Origin of the sequence: Streptomyces sp. NPDC023838 (assembly GCF_040639555.1) — a bacterium.
Classification (GTDB): domain Bacteria; phylum Actinomycetota; class Actinomycetes; order Streptomycetales; family Streptomycetaceae; genus Streptomyces.
Map to the genome: position 1 here is coordinate 1 of NZ_JBFAAD010000055.1, position 13,817 is coordinate 13,817.

Genomic DNA, 13,817 nt, shown 5'->3' on the forward strand with positions numbered 1-13,817 from the left:
CAGTTCCCCGCGCCCCTGAAGATGCCGCTGCGCGGCAATCCCCTGGGCGCCCCGGAGGGGCGCTTCCAGGGGCGCGGGGAACTGCGCGAGCAACCGGCCACGGTCCGCAGACGAGCGGGAGTTTAGGGGCGCGGGGAACGGCGCGACCAACCCACCACCCACCCGCAGACGAACCCCGGGCCCACCACACTCCCACCCCTGACGGTCACTCAGATTTGAGACAACGTGAACCCTGGGCGGAAGGCCAAATTCCGCCCATGCTGCGCGCATGACACCAAATCTGACGCGCCGTCACCTCCTGGGTCTCGGCGCCCTCCAGACGGCCGCACTCCTCGGCCTCACCCGCATCACCCTCGACCCCGCCCGCGCCGCGCAGGCGCAAGGCGCCACTCACACCCCCGCCCTGGTCATCGGCTCCGGCTACGGCGCCGCCGTGGCCGCGCTCCGGCTCGGGCAGGCCGGAATCCAGACCCTCGTCCTGGAGATGGGCAGGCTCTGGGACACCCCCGCCGCAGACGGCAAGGTCTTCTGTTCGACCTCCGCGCCGGACCAGCGTTCCATGTGGTTCCGCACCCGGACCGAGGCACCTCTCGCCACGTTCCTCTGGCTCGATGTCGTCAACAAGAACATCAGCCCCTACCCCGGCGTCCTCGACCGGGTGAACTGCGGTGACATGTCCGTCTATGTGGGACGTGGCGTCGGCGGCGGCTCGCTCGTCAACGGCGGCATGGCCGTCACCCCGCGCCGCGACTACTTCGCGGAGGTCCTGCCGCAGGTCGACGCCGCCGAGATGTACGCCACGTACTTCCCGCGCGCCAACGCCATGCTGGGTGTCAACTCGGTCGACCCGGCGTGGTTCGAGTCCACGGAGTGGTACAAGTTCGCCCGTACCTCCCGCAAGGCCGCCCAGAACGCCGGTCTGAAGACCGTCTTCGTCCCCAACGTCTACGACTTCGGGTACATGCGCCGCGAGGCGGACTCCACCGCCACCAGGTCCGCGCTCGCGGGCGAGGTCATCTACGGCAACAACCACGGCAAGCGGTCCGTCGACAAGACCTACCTCGCCGCGGCGCTCGGCACCGGCAAGGTCACCATCGAGACCCTGCACCGCGCCCGCGCCATCCACAGACAGCCGGACGGTACGTACGTCGTCACCGCCGACCGCACCGACCTCACCGGCAAGGTTGTGGAGACGAGGGAGTTCGGCTGCGGGAGGCTCTTCCTCGGCGCCGGCAGCCTCGGCACCACCGAACTGCTGCTGCGCGCCCGCGAGACCGGCGCGCTGCCCGCCCTCGACCCGGCCGTCGGCACCGGCTGGGGCACCAACGGCAACATCATGACGGCCCGCGCCAACCACATGTGGGACACGGTCGGCGCCAACGAGGCCACCATGCCCGCCCTGGGCATCGACGACTGGGACAACGCGGCCAACCCGGTCTTCGCCGAGATCGCCCCGCTGCCGATGGGCTTCGAGCACTGGGTGAGCCTGTATCTGGCGATCACCAAGAACCCGCAGCGAGGCACCTTCTCGTACGATCCGGCGACCGACTCGGCGAAGCTGAACTGGTCGAGGGCGCAGAACCAGCCCTCGGTCGACGCCACCAAGAAGCTGTTCGACCGGATCAATCTCAGGAACGCGACGATCTACCGGTACGACCTGTTCGGCAACGACACGCCGTTCGCGGACGGCTTCTGCTACCACCCGCTCGGCGGCTGCCCGTTGGGGCGGGCGACCGACGGCTACGGGCGGGTGAAGGGGTATCCGGGGCTGTACGTCACCGATGGAGCCCTCGTGCCCGGCTCCATCGGCGTCAACCCGTTCGTCACGATCACGGCGCTCGCCGAGCGCAACCTCCAGCGGGTGCTGGCCGAGGACTTCCCCGGCTGACCCCGGCGGACGTCAGTGGGTGTAGATCGCCTCGATCTCGTCCGCGAAGTCCTTCGCCACGACGTTGCGCTTCAGCTTCAGCGACGGGGTGATGTGCCCCGCCTCCTCGGTGAACTGGGAGGTGAGAATGCGGAATTTCCGCACCGATTCCGCCTTGGAGACCGCGGCGTTGCCGTCGTCCACCGCCCGCTGCACCTCCGCGAGCAGCTCCCCGTCCTCCCGCAGCGAGGCCGCCGTCGAACCGGCCGGCTTGCCGTGGTCCGCGGCCCAGTGGGCCAGGAACTCCTCGTCGAGCGTGACCAGCGCGCCCACGAACGGCCGCCCGTCGCCGACCACCATGCACTCCGCGACCAGCGCGTGCGCGCGGATGCGGTCCTCGATCACCGCCGGGGCGACGTTCTTGCCGCCCGCCGTGACGATGATCTCCTTCTTGCGGCCGGTGATCGCGAGGTAGCCGTCCTCGTCGAGGGTGCCGATGTCACCGGTGTGGAACCAGCCGTCGGCCAGCGCCTCGGCGCTCGCCGCCTCGTTGTTCCAGTACCCCGTGAACAGGTGCTCGCCGTGCAGCAGCACCTCGCCGTCGTCCGCGATGCGCACCACGGAACCCGGCAGCGGCTGACCGACCGTACCGATCTTCTGCCGGTCCCACGGGTTGAACGCGGTCGCCGCGCAGGACTCGGTGAGGCCGTACCCCTCCAGGACCGTGAAGCCGATGCCCCGGTAGAAGTGGCCGAGCCGCTCGCCCAGCGGGGCGCCGCCGGAGATGGCGTACTCGCCCTTGCCGCCGAGCACCGCGCGCAGCTTGCTGAAGACGAGCTTGCCGAAGACCTTGTGCTTGATCCTGAGGCCGACGGAGGCGCCCTGCGGCGTGCCGAGCGCGCGGCTGTAGGCGATCGCGGTGTGCGCGGCCTTGTCGAAGATCGCGCCCTTGCCGTCCGCCTGCGCCTTGGCGCGGGCCGCGTTGTAGACCTTCTCGAAGACGCGCGGCACACCGAGAATCAGCGTCGGCCGGAACGCGGCCAGCTCGTCGGTGAGGTTCTTGATGTCCGGTACGCAGCCGAGCTTGATCGGCGCCATCACGGACGCCACCTCCACCAGCCGCCCGAAGACGTGGGCGGCGGGCAGGAAGAGCAGGACCGAGCACTCGCCGGTGCGGAAGAGCGGCTTGAGGCGCTCGACCACGTTGCCGCACTCCGCGAAGAAGGCGCGGTGGGTGAGCACACAGCCCTTGGGGCGGCCGGTGGTGCCGGAGGTGTAGACGATGGTCGCCGGGTCGTCCGCGTGCGCCGAGGACATCCGCTGGTCGAGCAGCTCGTCGGAGACGTCCGCGCCGGCCGCGGTGAGCTGGGCCACCGCGTCCGCGTCCAGCTGCCAGACGCCCTTGAGGGCGGGCAGCGCGGACTGCACGGCGGTGACGGAGGCCTCGTGCGCCTCGGACTCGACGACGCACAGGGTGGCGCCGGAGTCACCGAGGATCCACTGGATCTGCTCGGGCGAACTCGTCTCGTACACGGGGACGGTGACCGCGCCCGCGCTCCAGATGGCGAAGTCGAGCAGCACCCACTCGTAGCGGGTGCGGGAGAGCAGGGCCACCCGGTCGCCCGGCTCGACGCCGGCGGCGATGAGGCCCTTGGCCACGCCGCGGACCTCGGCGAGGAACTGGGTGGCGGAAACGTCGGTCCAGCGTCCCGCGACCTTGCGGCCCATGACCGCGACATCGGGATGCTGAGCGGCATTGCGGCGGATCAGATCCGTCAGGTTGCCGTCCGTGGGGACCTCGTACAGGGCCGGAAGGCTGAACTCGCGCAAGACTGCTGCTCCTCATCGGGCGCCGGTGCCACGGCTCTGTGTGACGCACCGGCTGCGGTCCAAGATCGGGCAGGTGCCCGGAGAACCCGTGGGGGCGGCACTCCGAGCACGACTGGACTGCCCGGACGTTACCCACCGGTAGTGGGTTCCCGATAGGGGGTCCTGGCCAGATGTTCGCTGCGTCACACGGATTTCGGGCCGCTTCACGCACAGTAGTCCACTCCTTTCGCGACTCGGAAGTAACCGCAGGTCCGGCCGCCTAGGGTGGCTGCATGCGAGTTCATGTGATCAGCGATGTGCACGGGAACGCCGAGGGCCTGGCCAAGGCGGGCGACGGCGCGGACGCCCTCATCTGCCTGGGTGACCTCGTCCTTTTCCTCGACTACGCCGATCACTCGCGCGGCATCTTCCCCGACCTCTTCGGCGTCGAGAACGCGGACCGGATCGTCGCCCTGCGCACCGCCCGCCGCTTCGAGGAGGCCCGTGAACTGGGCCGCTCGCTGTGGGCCGGACTCGACCGGGAGGCCGCCATCGAGGCGGCGGTCCGCCGTCAGTACGCCGAGATGTTCGCCGCCTTCCCCACCCCGACGTACGCGACCTACGGCAATGTCGACATACCGACCCTGTGGCCGCAGTACGCCGGCCCCGGCACCACCGTCCTGGACGGCGAGCGGATCGAGATCGGCGGCCGCGTCTTCGGCTTCGTGGGCGGCGGACTGCGCACCCCGATGCGCACGCCGTACGAGATCGGCGACGAGGAGTACGCGGCCAAGGTCGAGGCGCTCGGCGAGGTCGACGTGCTCTGCTCGCACATCCCGCCGGACGTCCCCGAGCTCTGCTACGACACGGTGCCGCGCCGCTTCGAACGCGGCTCGCGCGCCCTGCTCGAAGCGATCCGCAGGACGAAGCCCCGGTACGCGCTGTTCGGCCACGTCCACCAGCCGCTCGCCCGCCGGGTCCGGGTCGGCCGCACCGAGTGCGTGAACGTCGGCCACTTCGCCGCCACCTCCCGGCCCTTCGCCCTCCAGTGGTGACCGGCCTCCGGGCCGAGGCCCCGGCCGCACGCGATAGCCTGCACGTCTACCGACCCCCACACACCGGCCCGCGCACTGGAGGAGCCACGACGATGGCGGAACACACCAGCTCGTCTATCACCATCGAGGCGACACCGGCCGAGGTGATGGGGGTGATCGCCGACTTCGCCCGGTACCCCGAGTGGACCGGAGAGGTGAAGGAGGCCGAGGTGCTGTCCAAGGACGCCGAGGGCCGGGCCGAGCAGGTCCGCCTGGTGCTCGACGCGGGCGCCATCAAGGACGACCACACCCTCAAGTACACCTGGGACGGCGCCCACAAGGTGAGCTGGAGCCTGGTCAAGTCCCAGATGCTGCGCGCCCTCGACGGCTCCTACAGCCTCGCGGACGCCCCCGGCGGCCACACCGAGGTCACCTACCAGCTGACCGTCGACGTCAAGATCCCCATGCTCGGCATGATCAAGCGCAAGGCCGAGAAGGTCATCATCGACCGCGCGCTCGCGGGTCTGAAGAAGCGCGTCGAGAGCGGCGCGGCCGGATCCGCCGGCGGGGCCGAGCAGGTCTGACGTGCGTACGGTCCTCGTCACCGGCCCCGGCGGCGCGGGCCGCACCACCGTCGCCGCCGCGACCGCGCTCGCGGCGGCCCGGCGCGGTGAGCGGGCGCTGCTGATCTGCGACGGCCGCGACGACCGGCTCGCCGCGCTGCTCGGCGACGAGGAGGTGGCCCGCCTCGACGTCGTACGCATCGACTCCGGCGCCCACTTCCGCACCGAGCTCCTCGCCCTCCAGGACCGGGCCGGGACGGTGCTCGAGCTCCTGGGCGCCGGCCGCCTCGACGGCGAGGAGCTCACCGAGCTGCCCGGCGCCGAGCAGCTGGCCCTGCTCAAGGCCCTGCGCGAGGCGGCCGCGGGCGACCACGACCTGGTCGTCGTCGACATGCCGCCGGTCCAGCAGGCCGTCGCCGCCCTCGCCCTGCCCGGCCAGCTGCGCCGCTATCTGCGCCGGCTGCTGCCGCCCGAGCGCCAGGCCGCCCGCTCGCTGCGCCCGGTCCTCGCCCAGCTCGCGGGGGTCCCGATGCCCGCGCAGTGGCTGTACGAGACGGCCGCCCGCTGGGACGCGGAACTCGCCGCCGTCGAGGCCGTGGTGGAGGACCGGGCGACGACCGTACGACTGGTCGCCGAGCCCTCGCCAGCCGCCATGGCCGTCCTGCGCACCGCCCGCCTGGGCGTGGCCCTGCACGGGCTGACCCTGGACGCGGTGATCGCCAACCGGATCCTGCCCACCGGGTCGGCGGATCCCTTCCTCGCCGCGCTCTCCGGGCACCAGCAGTGCGCGCTCAAGGAGCTGGCCGAGGAGTTCGCGGGCGTACCGGTCCACGAGGCCCCGCACCTGGGCCGCGACCCGCGGGGCACCGACGAGCTCGACGAGCTGATCGAGGGGCTCGACGGGCTCGACGAGCTGATCGACGGGCCGACCGGCGAGACCGGGCCGGGGGAAGCGGGGGGCGGATCCGTCCGCCGCGAGCCGTGGACCGTGGAGGACCGGCTGGCCGACGACGGCGTCCTGGTGTGGCACCTGCCGCTGCCCGGCGCCGCCCGCGACCAGCTCGGCCTGGTGCGGCGCGGCGACGAACTCCTGCTCACCGTCGGCCCGTTCCGCAAGATCGCCACTCTGCCCTCCGCGCTGCGCCGCTGCACGGTCTCCGGCGCCGGGCTCACCGGCGGCGTCCTGCGGATCCGGTTCACCCCGGACCCGGACCTGTGGCCCCGGACGCGCTGAACGCCGTACCCCCGTTCGGGTAACGTCGAGAGAACAGACCGCCGAGAGAACCATCCATCGAGAGAACAGTCCGCCGAGAGAACCGTCCGTCGAAAGAACAGACCCTTCTCTTTCCGTAGTCCTTCAGTAGTCCTTGAGTAGCTGGAGTCCGCCATGAGCGAAGCCACCGAGCAGCCCGCCCCCGACGCGGATGCCTGGGCCGACGCGTGCGCCGAGGACCTCGCCGCGGAGCGGGCGCGCCGCCGTGCCACCTACGGCCCGCCGCCCGGCTCCGCCGCCGAGGAGCTGCGCAAGCTGGTCGACGCCGTCGCCGACAAGGTCGCGTCCCTCCAGTCCTCGCTGCCCGGCATGGCCGCGCAGAGCGCCGTGCAGCAGCTGATCGGCCAGGCGAAGGCCGTGGTCGAGCCGGTCATCGAGCGCAACCCGGACGTCTTCGACCACCTCGCGGCGGCCGGCGGCGAGCTGCTCGCGGCCTACCGCTCGGCGGTCGAGGGCCATGAGCGCCGCTGGGCGTCGGGCGAGTCCCCGGGCGGAACCTCGGCCGGGAGCTCGGGTCGGGCCTCCGGCGGGCCGAAGAAGGACGACGGCGGGGCGGGCGCGGGCCCGACCGAGCACATCGACCTGGACTGACTGACGGGTGCCCGCCCTCGGGTACGGTTGCCTTAGCGGGGCTCGACCGAAAACTGAGGGACTTAATGGGACTCACCATCGGCGTCGACATCGGCGGCACCAAGATCGCGGCGGGAGTGGTCGACGAGGAGGGCCACATCCTCGAGACGCACACCGTGCCCACGCCGCCGACCGCTGACGCCATCGTGGACGCGATCTGCGCCGCGGTCGAAGGGGCCGGCAAGGGTCACGAGATCGACGCCGTCGGCATCGGCGCGGCCGGATACGTCGACGACAAGCGCGCCACCGTGCTCTTCGCGCCCAACATCCACTGGCGCCACGAGCCGCTGAAGGACAAGGTCGAGCAGCGGGTCGGGCTGCCCGTGGTCGTCGAGAACGACGCCAACGCGGCGGCCTGGGGCGAGTACCGCTTCGGCGCCGGCCAGGGCCACGAGGACGTCATCTGCATCACGCTCGGCACCGGCCTGGGCGGCGGCATCATCATCGGCAACAAGCTGCGCCGCGGACGCTTCGGCGTGGCCGCCGAGTTCGGCCACATCCGTGTGGTGCCCGACGGGCTGCTGTGCGGCTGCGGCAGCCAGGGCTGCTGGGAGCAGTACGCCTCGGGGCGCGCGCTCGTGCGGTACGCCCGCCAGCGCGCCAACGCGACCCCCGAGAACGCGGAGATCCTCCTCGGCCTCGGCGACGGCACGGTCGAGGGCATCGAGGGCAAGCACATCAGCGCGGCCGCCCGCCAGGGCGACCCGGTCGCGGTGGACTCCTTCCGCGAGCTGGCCCGCTGGGCGGGCGCGGGCCTGGCCGACCTGGCCTCGCTCTTCGACCCCTCGGCGTTCATCGTCGGCGGCGGCGTCTCGGACGAGGGCGAGCTGGTCCTCGACCCGATCCGCAAGTCGTTCCGGCGCTGGCTGATCGGCGGCGAGTGGCGCCCGCACGCACAGGTGCTGGCGGCGCAGCTCGGGAACAAGGCGGGGCTGGTCGGGGCGGCGGACCTGGCGCGCCAGGGCTGAGCACCGTCGTCCGTACGGTCTTCTCACGGTAGTTGAGCGCCCGTCGCGTCCCCTCACGGACGCGGCGGGCGCTGCTCTATGTTGTGCCGCATGTGCCCCATGCCGCTGACGGATCTTCCCGCGTCCCGTACGGAGAACGGCTCGGCCGTGATCCGTGTCCTCAGCTACAACATCCGCTCGATGCGCGACGACAACGCGGCGCTGGCGCGGGTGATCCGCGCCTGCGACCCCGACCTGGTCCTGATCCAGGAGGCGCCGCGCTTCTTCCGCTGGCGCAAGGCCGCGGCGCGGCTCGCGGCGGCGAGCGACCTCGTGGTCCTGAGCGGCGGCGCGACGGCGGCGGGGCCGCTGCTGCTGTGCTCGCTGCGGGCGACGGTGGAGCGCACCGAGGACGTGCTGCTGCCGCTCACGCCCGGTCTGCACCGGCGCGGCTTCGCGTCGGCGGTGGTACGGGTCGGGGGCGCGCGCCTGGGCGTCCTCAGCTGCCACCTCAGCCTCCAGGCGGATGAGCGCGAGGCGCAGGCGGGTCTGCTGCTCGACCATCTGGCGGGGCTGGGGGTGCCCTACGCGGTCGCGGGCGGCGACCTCAACGACCGGCCCGATGGCCGCGCGTTCCGCCGGCTGGCGGAGGGGCTGCGGGACTGCTGGGCGGTGCGGCCGTGGGGTACGGAGTACACGTCGACGCCCGCCGATCCGCATCAGCGCATCGATGCGGTGTTCGTGACGGAGGGGGTGGAGGTGTTGGGGTGTGGGGTGCCTATGGGGTTGGCGGGGGTGACGGAGGCGGATCTCGTGGCGGCGACGGATCATTTGCCGGTGCTGGCGGTGGTGCGGGTCCCGGCGGATCCCCCCACCCCGCCCCTTCCCTGAACCCTCCGGGGGTGGGGGCTACGCCCCCGGACCCCGCTCCGCCCCGTGTTTGTCCGCGGGCCGGTGGGGGCTGGCCGCGCAGTTCCCCGCGCCCCTAAAAGCCTGGCCGTCGGTCGGGTGCGGGTTCGTTTGGGCTGAGCTCGCCCGCGCGGCGGAGCCGCATATGTCGCAGTCCCGCTCCCCTTGGGGGTTGCGGTCGCCGCAGCCCGCGTCCTTTAGGGGCGCGGGGAACTGCGCGCTCAGCCCCCACCGGGCCGCAGACGAACTCCGGGCGAAAAAGGGGCGCGGGGCTGTGACATGTGCGGCTCCGCCGCGTGGGCGCGACCAGCCCCCACCGGCCCGCAGACGAACTCCGGGCCAAAAAGGGGCGCGGGGAACTGCGCGACCAGCCCCCACCGGCCCGCAGGTGAATCGGCGGCTCGGGTCAGACCACCGCGCCGCGGCCCGGGTCGTCGTCGTCCTCGTCGTCCTGGCTCATCCGAGCCACCAGCGTGCCGAAGCCCCCGATGAAGCCCCCCACGCCCAGCGTCGTGAGCCACCACGTGAACTCCCACTGGAGCACCGCCGCCAGCAGCATCAGCAGAGGGCCGCCGATCACCCCGAGCCAGGCGAACTTCGCCGTGACGTCGGTCTCCGGCAGCGGCGGCGGCTCCGGCGGCACGAAGTGGCCCTCGTCCACGTCGTCCAGGTCGGAGTCCGCGGGCTCCGCCACGCTGAAGTCGCGCGGCCCGCCCACGCCGGGCGCGAAGACCACCGAGCTGCCCAGCGGCTTCGGCTCGGGCGGCTCGGGCGGCTCCGGGGCCGCGGCAGTCGCGGGAGTCGAGGGCGGCTCGGCCGTGCCGGGCGTGCCGGGCGTGCCGTTGCGGTCACCCTCCAGCAGCGCCAGGTCCTCCACCGACTTGAACGGCTTGGTGCCCGGCGGGTCGGACGGCTCCTCGCCGTACCCCGCCACGATCGCCGCCCACGCAGCCTCCTCGTCGATCGGCTGCGGCTCGCGGTCCGCGTCGTGCTCAGCCACCGGTCGTGCTCCCCTTCTTCCCGACGCTAGGAGCGAGGCGGCCGATGAACGCGTAACTCTCCTCGAAGATCCGCTCCGCATCGTGGTCCAACGTCGCCACGTGGTAGCTCTGTTCCAGCAGGATCTCGGTGACGTCCGTGGACGAGACCCGGCTCAGGATCCGCGCCGAGTCGGCCGGCGGCACCACGTGGTCCTGCGGGCTGTGCAGCAGCAGCATCGGCTGGGTGACCTGGGGCAGCTCGCGGTCGACCAGATGGAAGAACCGGCGCAGGGAGTACGCCGCGTGCAGCGGCACCCTGTCGTACCCCACCTCCGCCGCGCCCTCCTTGGCGATGTCGCTGGCGATCCCCTTGGTGGAGGGCACGAAGTGGCGGACGACCGGCAGCGCGCGCGCCGCCACGCCGTGCACCTTGTTGCCGGGGTTCACGACGACCACGCCGCTGACCGCGTCGCCGTGCTTCGCCGCGAGCCGCAGCGCCAGCGCGCCGCCCATCGACAGACCGAAGACGAAGACCTGGGCGCACCGGGCGCGCAGCTCGGCCAGTGCCCGGTCCACTTCCGCGTACCAGTCCTGCCAGCCGGTGAGCTGCATGTCCTGCCAGCGCGTGCCGTGTCCGGGCAGCAGCGGCAGCTCGACCGTCAGACCGCGCTCGGCCAGGAAGTCGGCCCAGGGGCGCAGCGACTGCGGGGAACCGGTGAAGCCGTGACAGAGGAGGACGCCGACCTCTCCGCCCTCGTGGCGGAACGGCTCGGCTCCAGGGAGGACCGGCACCGGGGTCTCCTGTTCATGAGCAGGGGCTGGGGAGTCGTACTTCACGGTACGCGACCGGACTGACACCGACCAGAGCCGTCACCGGCCCGCGCGCGGGAGGCCGGGCCCCGCACGGGTTAAGGTCTGTTCGACAGACAGAGGGAAGGCATCCGAGTTGATCTACGGCGCAATGAAGTTCTCCATCGGCGGGTCGCTGAAGCTTGCCTTCAGGCCCTGGGTGGAGGGCCTCGAAAACATCCCCGCCGAGGGGCCGGCGATCCTCGCGAGCAACCACCTCTCCTTCTCGGACTCGTTCTTCCTGCCGGCGGTCCTGGACCGCAAGGTGACGTTCATCGCCAAGGCGGAGTACTTCACCTCGCCGGGTGTGAAGGGCAAGCTCACCGCCGCCTTCTTCAAGGGCGTCGGCCAGCTCCCGGTGGACCGCTCGGGCGCGCGCGGCGCGGGTGAGGCGGCGATCAAGAGCGGCATCGAGGTCCTGGAGCGCGGGGAGCTGTTCGGGATCTACCCGGAGGGCACCCGCTCGCCCGACGGCCGCCTCTACCGCGGCAAGCCCGGCGGCCTCGCGCGCGTGGCGCTCGCCAGCGGCGCGCCGGTGATCCCGGTCGCGATGATCGACACCGAGAAGATCCAGCCGCCCGGGAAGGTCATGCCCAAGCTGATGCGCCCGGGCATCCGCATCGGCAAGCCGCTCGACTTCAGCCGGTACCACGGCATGGAGGGCGACCGGTTCATCCTGCGCTCGGTGACCGACGAGGTCATGTACGAGATCATGAAGCTCTCGGGCCAGGAGTACGTGGACGTCTACGCGACCGCGGCCAAGCGCCAGATCGCGGACGAGGCCAAGCGCAAGGCCGACGAGGAGAAGGCCGCCGAGAAGGCGGCGAAGGCCCGGGAGGCCGAGCAGGCCAAGCGCGCGGAACGGCCCGGCGACTAGTCGGCGTCCGGCGTCCGGCGTTCCGTTCAGGGGTGGGGGAAGTGGCGAAGCGCGAGCGCGTCATCAGAATGTCCGTCGAGCTGCCGCTGTGGCGCGCGCTCACCGCGTACCGCGTCCTCACGATGCTCTACGCGGTGCTGGTCTTCGTATCCGAGTACCGCGACTTCGAGCGTCCCTGGGTGGGCATCGCCTTCCTGTCGGTGCTCGCCGTCTGGACGCTGGCGACGCTGCCCCGGGTGGCGAACGCGGCGAGCTGCACCAAGCGGTTCCTCGGCGTCGACCTGGCGGTCGCGCTCACCGGCATCCTGCTCACCCCGCTGGCGGACACCGACGCGCACCTGGTGAACGGCCCGACTCTGCCGACCATATGGACGGCGGGCTCGGTGCTCGCGTACGCCATCAAGGGCGGCTGGCGCTGGGCCGCCTTCGCCTCCTCGCTGGTGGCCGCGGCCAACCTGGTGGAGCGCGGCAGCCCCACCCGGGACACCCTCCACAACGTCCTGCTCGTGTGCATCGCCTCCATCGCCATCGGTTACGTGGTGGAGGTCGCCCGGGCGAGCGAGGCGACCCTCGCCCGCGCCCTGGAGATCGAGGCGGCGACCCGCGAGCGGGAGCGGCTGGCCCGGGACATCCACGACAGCGTCCTCCAGGTGCTCGCCATGGTGCAGCGGCGCGGCACCGCGCTCGGCGGCGAGGCGGCCGAGCTCGGCCGGATGGCCGGCGAGCAGGAGGTCGCCCTGCGGACCCTGGTCTCCAGCGGCCTGGTGCCCACCACGCGCGCGTCCGAGGACCCGGCGCTGGGCGCGCTGGTCCGTACGGTCGAGTACGACGACGCTGTCGGCGGGGCCGACGGGGCCGACGGGGCCGACGGGGCCGACGGGGCCGACGGGGCCGATGGGGCCGAGGTGGATCTGCGGACCCTGCTCGCCCCGCACGCCGGATCGCGGGTCTCGCTCGCGGAACCGGGCGCTCCGGTGCTCCTCGCGCCCCCCGCGGCCCGGGAGCTCGCGGCCGCTGTCAGTGCCGCGTTGGACAATGTCCGCAGACACGCGGGGGAGAGCGCCCAGGCCTGGATCCTGGTCGAGGACTGGGGGGACGAAGTGATCGTGACGGTACGGGACGACGGTCCCGGCATCCCGGAGGGCCGGCTCGCGCAGGCCGAGGGGGAGGGGCGCATGGGCGTCGCCCTCTCGATCCGCGGCCGGCTGCGGGACCTGGGCGGCACCGCCGAGCTGATCTCGGTGCCCGGCCAGGGGACGGAAGTAGAGCTGAAGGTTCCACGGGGGAAGGCGAAGGCATGAGTGAGCTGCAGACGGTGAAGGTCATGGTGGTCGACGACCACCCGATGTGGCGCGACGCGGTGGCGCGCGACCTGGCGGCCGCCGGGTTCGACGTGGTGGCCACCGCCGGGGACGGCCCGCAGGCGGTCCGCCGCGCCCAGGCGGTCACGCCCGACGTGCTGGTCCTGGACCTCAATCTGCCCGGCATGCCGGGCGTCCAGGTCTGCAAGGAACTGGTCGGCGCCAACCCGGCGCTGCGCGTCCTGGTGCTCTCCGCCTCCGGCGAGCACGCGGACGTCCTGGAGGCGGTGAAGTCCGGCGCGACCGGCTATCTGCTGAAGTCGGCGAGCACCGAGGAGCTCACCGACGCGGTGCGCCGCACGGCGGCCGGCGACCCGGTGTTCACCCCGGGCCTGGCGGGCCTGGTCCTCGGTGAGTACCGGCGCCTGGCCTCGGACCCCGCGCCCGCCGCGGCCGACGAGCCGAAGGCCCCGCAGCTGACCGAGCGCGAGACGGAGGTGCTGCGCCTGGTGGCGAAGGGCCTGTCGTACAAGCAGATCGCCGAGCGCCTGGTCATCTCGCACCGGACGGTCCAGAACCACGTCCAGAACACCCTGGGCAAGCTCCAGCTCCACAACCGCGTCGAGCTGGTGAGGTACGCGATAGAGCAGGGCCTCGACGACGCGTGAGCCATCCCGCGCGCGTGTGTGCTCCGCTCGTACGAGTGAATGACCACTCGTCAACAGCCCCTTGAATCCAAGGAATTGACGTTTCGCCCCATCCCGGGGTGACGTGCGTC

The 13,817-nt window shown here is 72.2% G+C and carries 13 protein-coding genes; 10 read left to right on the forward strand and 3 right to left on the reverse strand.

Features of this window, described 5'->3' with window-relative positions; all coding sequences use genetic code 11:
* Positions 1-268: 268 nt before the first annotated feature.
* A complete protein-coding gene (locus AB0G17_RS35325; protein ID WP_361391695.1) occupies positions 269-1,888 on the forward strand; it encodes a GMC oxidoreductase in 1,620 nt (539 codons plus the stop codon).
* Between the two features lie 12 nt (positions 1,889-1,900).
* On the opposite strand, the gene AB0G17_RS35330 is transcribed toward AB0G17_RS35325, so the two are convergent.
* On the reverse strand, positions 1,901-3,697 hold the full coding sequence (locus AB0G17_RS35330) for an AMP-dependent synthetase/ligase (protein ID WP_361391698.1): 1,797 nt from the start codon (positions 3,695-3,697) through the stop codon (positions 1,901-1,903).
* Positions 3,698-3,969: 272 nt separating this feature from the next.
* On the opposite strand from AB0G17_RS35330, the gene AB0G17_RS35335 reads away from it, so the two are divergent.
* From AB0G17_RS35335 to AB0G17_RS35360, 6 genes are all read left to right on the forward strand, one after another.
* Positions 3,970-4,731 (forward strand): metallophosphoesterase, encoded by a 762-nt coding sequence (locus AB0G17_RS35335; RefSeq protein WP_361391701.1) that lies wholly within the window; start codon positions 3,970-3,972, stop codon positions 4,729-4,731.
* Between the two features lie 92 nt (positions 4,732-4,823).
* Positions 4,824-5,294: an SRPBCC family protein gene (locus AB0G17_RS35340; RefSeq protein WP_361391704.1), complete on the forward strand. Its 471-nt coding sequence runs from the start codon at positions 4,824-4,826 to the stop codon at positions 5,292-5,294.
* A 1-nt stretch (position 5,295) separates the two neighbouring features.
* On the forward strand, positions 5,296-6,507 hold the full coding sequence (locus tag AB0G17_RS35345; protein WP_361391707.1) for an ArsA-related P-loop ATPase: 1,212 nt from the start codon (positions 5,296-5,298) through the stop codon (positions 6,505-6,507).
* Positions 6,508-6,660: 153 nt separating this feature from the next.
* Positions 6,661-7,137: a DUF5304 domain-containing protein gene (locus tag AB0G17_RS35350; protein WP_361391710.1), complete on the forward strand. Its 477-nt coding sequence runs from the start codon at positions 6,661-6,663 to the stop codon at positions 7,135-7,137.
* 65 nt (positions 7,138-7,202) lie between these two features.
* Positions 7,203-8,144, forward strand: coding sequence for an ROK family glucokinase (locus AB0G17_RS35355; protein WP_361391713.1), 942 nt, complete (start codon positions 7,203-7,205; stop codon positions 8,142-8,144).
* A gap of 99 nt (positions 8,145-8,243) precedes the next feature.
* Positions 8,244-9,014, forward strand: a complete 771-nt coding sequence (locus tag AB0G17_RS35360; RefSeq protein WP_361391785.1) for an endonuclease/exonuclease/phosphatase family protein — start codon at positions 8,244-8,246, stop codon at positions 9,012-9,014.
* 424 nt (positions 9,015-9,438) lie between these two features.
* On the opposite strand, the gene AB0G17_RS35365 is transcribed toward AB0G17_RS35360, so the two are convergent.
* Both AB0G17_RS35365 and AB0G17_RS35370 read right to left on the reverse strand, forming a co-directional pair.
* The gene (locus tag AB0G17_RS35365; RefSeq protein WP_361391716.1) at positions 9,439-10,032 is read right to left on the reverse strand and encodes a hypothetical protein; all 594 of its coding nucleotides are present in this window, start codon (positions 10,030-10,032) and stop codon (positions 9,439-9,441) included.
* The gene (locus AB0G17_RS35370) at positions 10,025-10,804 is read right to left on the reverse strand and encodes an alpha/beta fold hydrolase (protein WP_361391719.1); all 780 of its coding nucleotides are present in this window, start codon (positions 10,802-10,804) and stop codon (positions 10,025-10,027) included. Before AB0G17_RS35370 ends, AB0G17_RS35365 begins: the two co-directional genes overlap by 8 nt.
* A gap of 154 nt (positions 10,805-10,958) precedes the next feature.
* Between AB0G17_RS35370 and AB0G17_RS35375 the strand changes: the two genes are divergently transcribed.
* Genes AB0G17_RS35375 through AB0G17_RS35385 form a run of 3 tightly spaced genes read left to right on the forward strand, consistent with a single transcriptional unit; the run spans position 10,959 to position 13,707 of the window.
* A complete protein-coding gene (locus AB0G17_RS35375; RefSeq protein WP_361391722.1) occupies positions 10,959-11,738 on the forward strand; it encodes a lysophospholipid acyltransferase family protein in 780 nt (259 codons plus the stop codon).
* A gap of 41 nt (positions 11,739-11,779) precedes the next feature.
* On the forward strand, positions 11,780-13,039 hold the full coding sequence (locus AB0G17_RS35380) for a DUF5931 domain-containing protein (protein WP_361391725.1): 1,260 nt from the start codon (positions 11,780-11,782) through the stop codon (positions 13,037-13,039).
* Positions 13,036-13,707 (forward strand): response regulator transcription factor, encoded by a 672-nt coding sequence (locus AB0G17_RS35385; protein ID WP_361391728.1) that lies wholly within the window; start codon positions 13,036-13,038, stop codon positions 13,705-13,707. The genes AB0G17_RS35380 and AB0G17_RS35385 overlap by 4 nt, the downstream gene beginning before the upstream one ends.
* The last annotated feature ends 110 nt before the right edge of the window (positions 13,708-13,817 follow it).

Excerpts from the sequence above, each read along its gene's own strand:
- AB0G17_RS35325 (WP_361391695.1), top strand. The coding sequence starts at position 269 with ATGACACCAAATCTGACGCGCCGTCACCTCCTGGGTCTCGGCGCCCTC.
- AB0G17_RS35335 (WP_361391701.1), top strand. The coding sequence starts at position 3,970 with ATGCGAGTTCATGTGATCAGCGATGTGCACGGGAACGCCGAGGGCCTG.
- AB0G17_RS35340 (WP_361391704.1), top strand. The coding sequence starts at position 4,824 with ATGGCGGAACACACCAGCTCGTCTATCACCATCGAGGCGACACCGGCC.
- AB0G17_RS35350 (WP_361391710.1), top strand. The coding sequence starts at position 6,661 with ATGAGCGAAGCCACCGAGCAGCCCGCCCCCGACGCGGATGCCTGGGCC.
- AB0G17_RS35355 (WP_361391713.1), top strand. The coding sequence starts at position 7,203 with ATGGGACTCACCATCGGCGTCGACATCGGCGGCACCAAGATCGCGGCG.
- AB0G17_RS35360 (WP_361391785.1), top strand. The coding sequence starts at position 8,244 with ATGCCGCTGACGGATCTTCCCGCGTCCCGTACGGAGAACGGCTCGGCC.
- AB0G17_RS35385 (WP_361391728.1), top strand. The coding sequence starts at position 13,036 with ATGAGTGAGCTGCAGACGGTGAAGGTCATGGTGGTCGACGACCACCCG.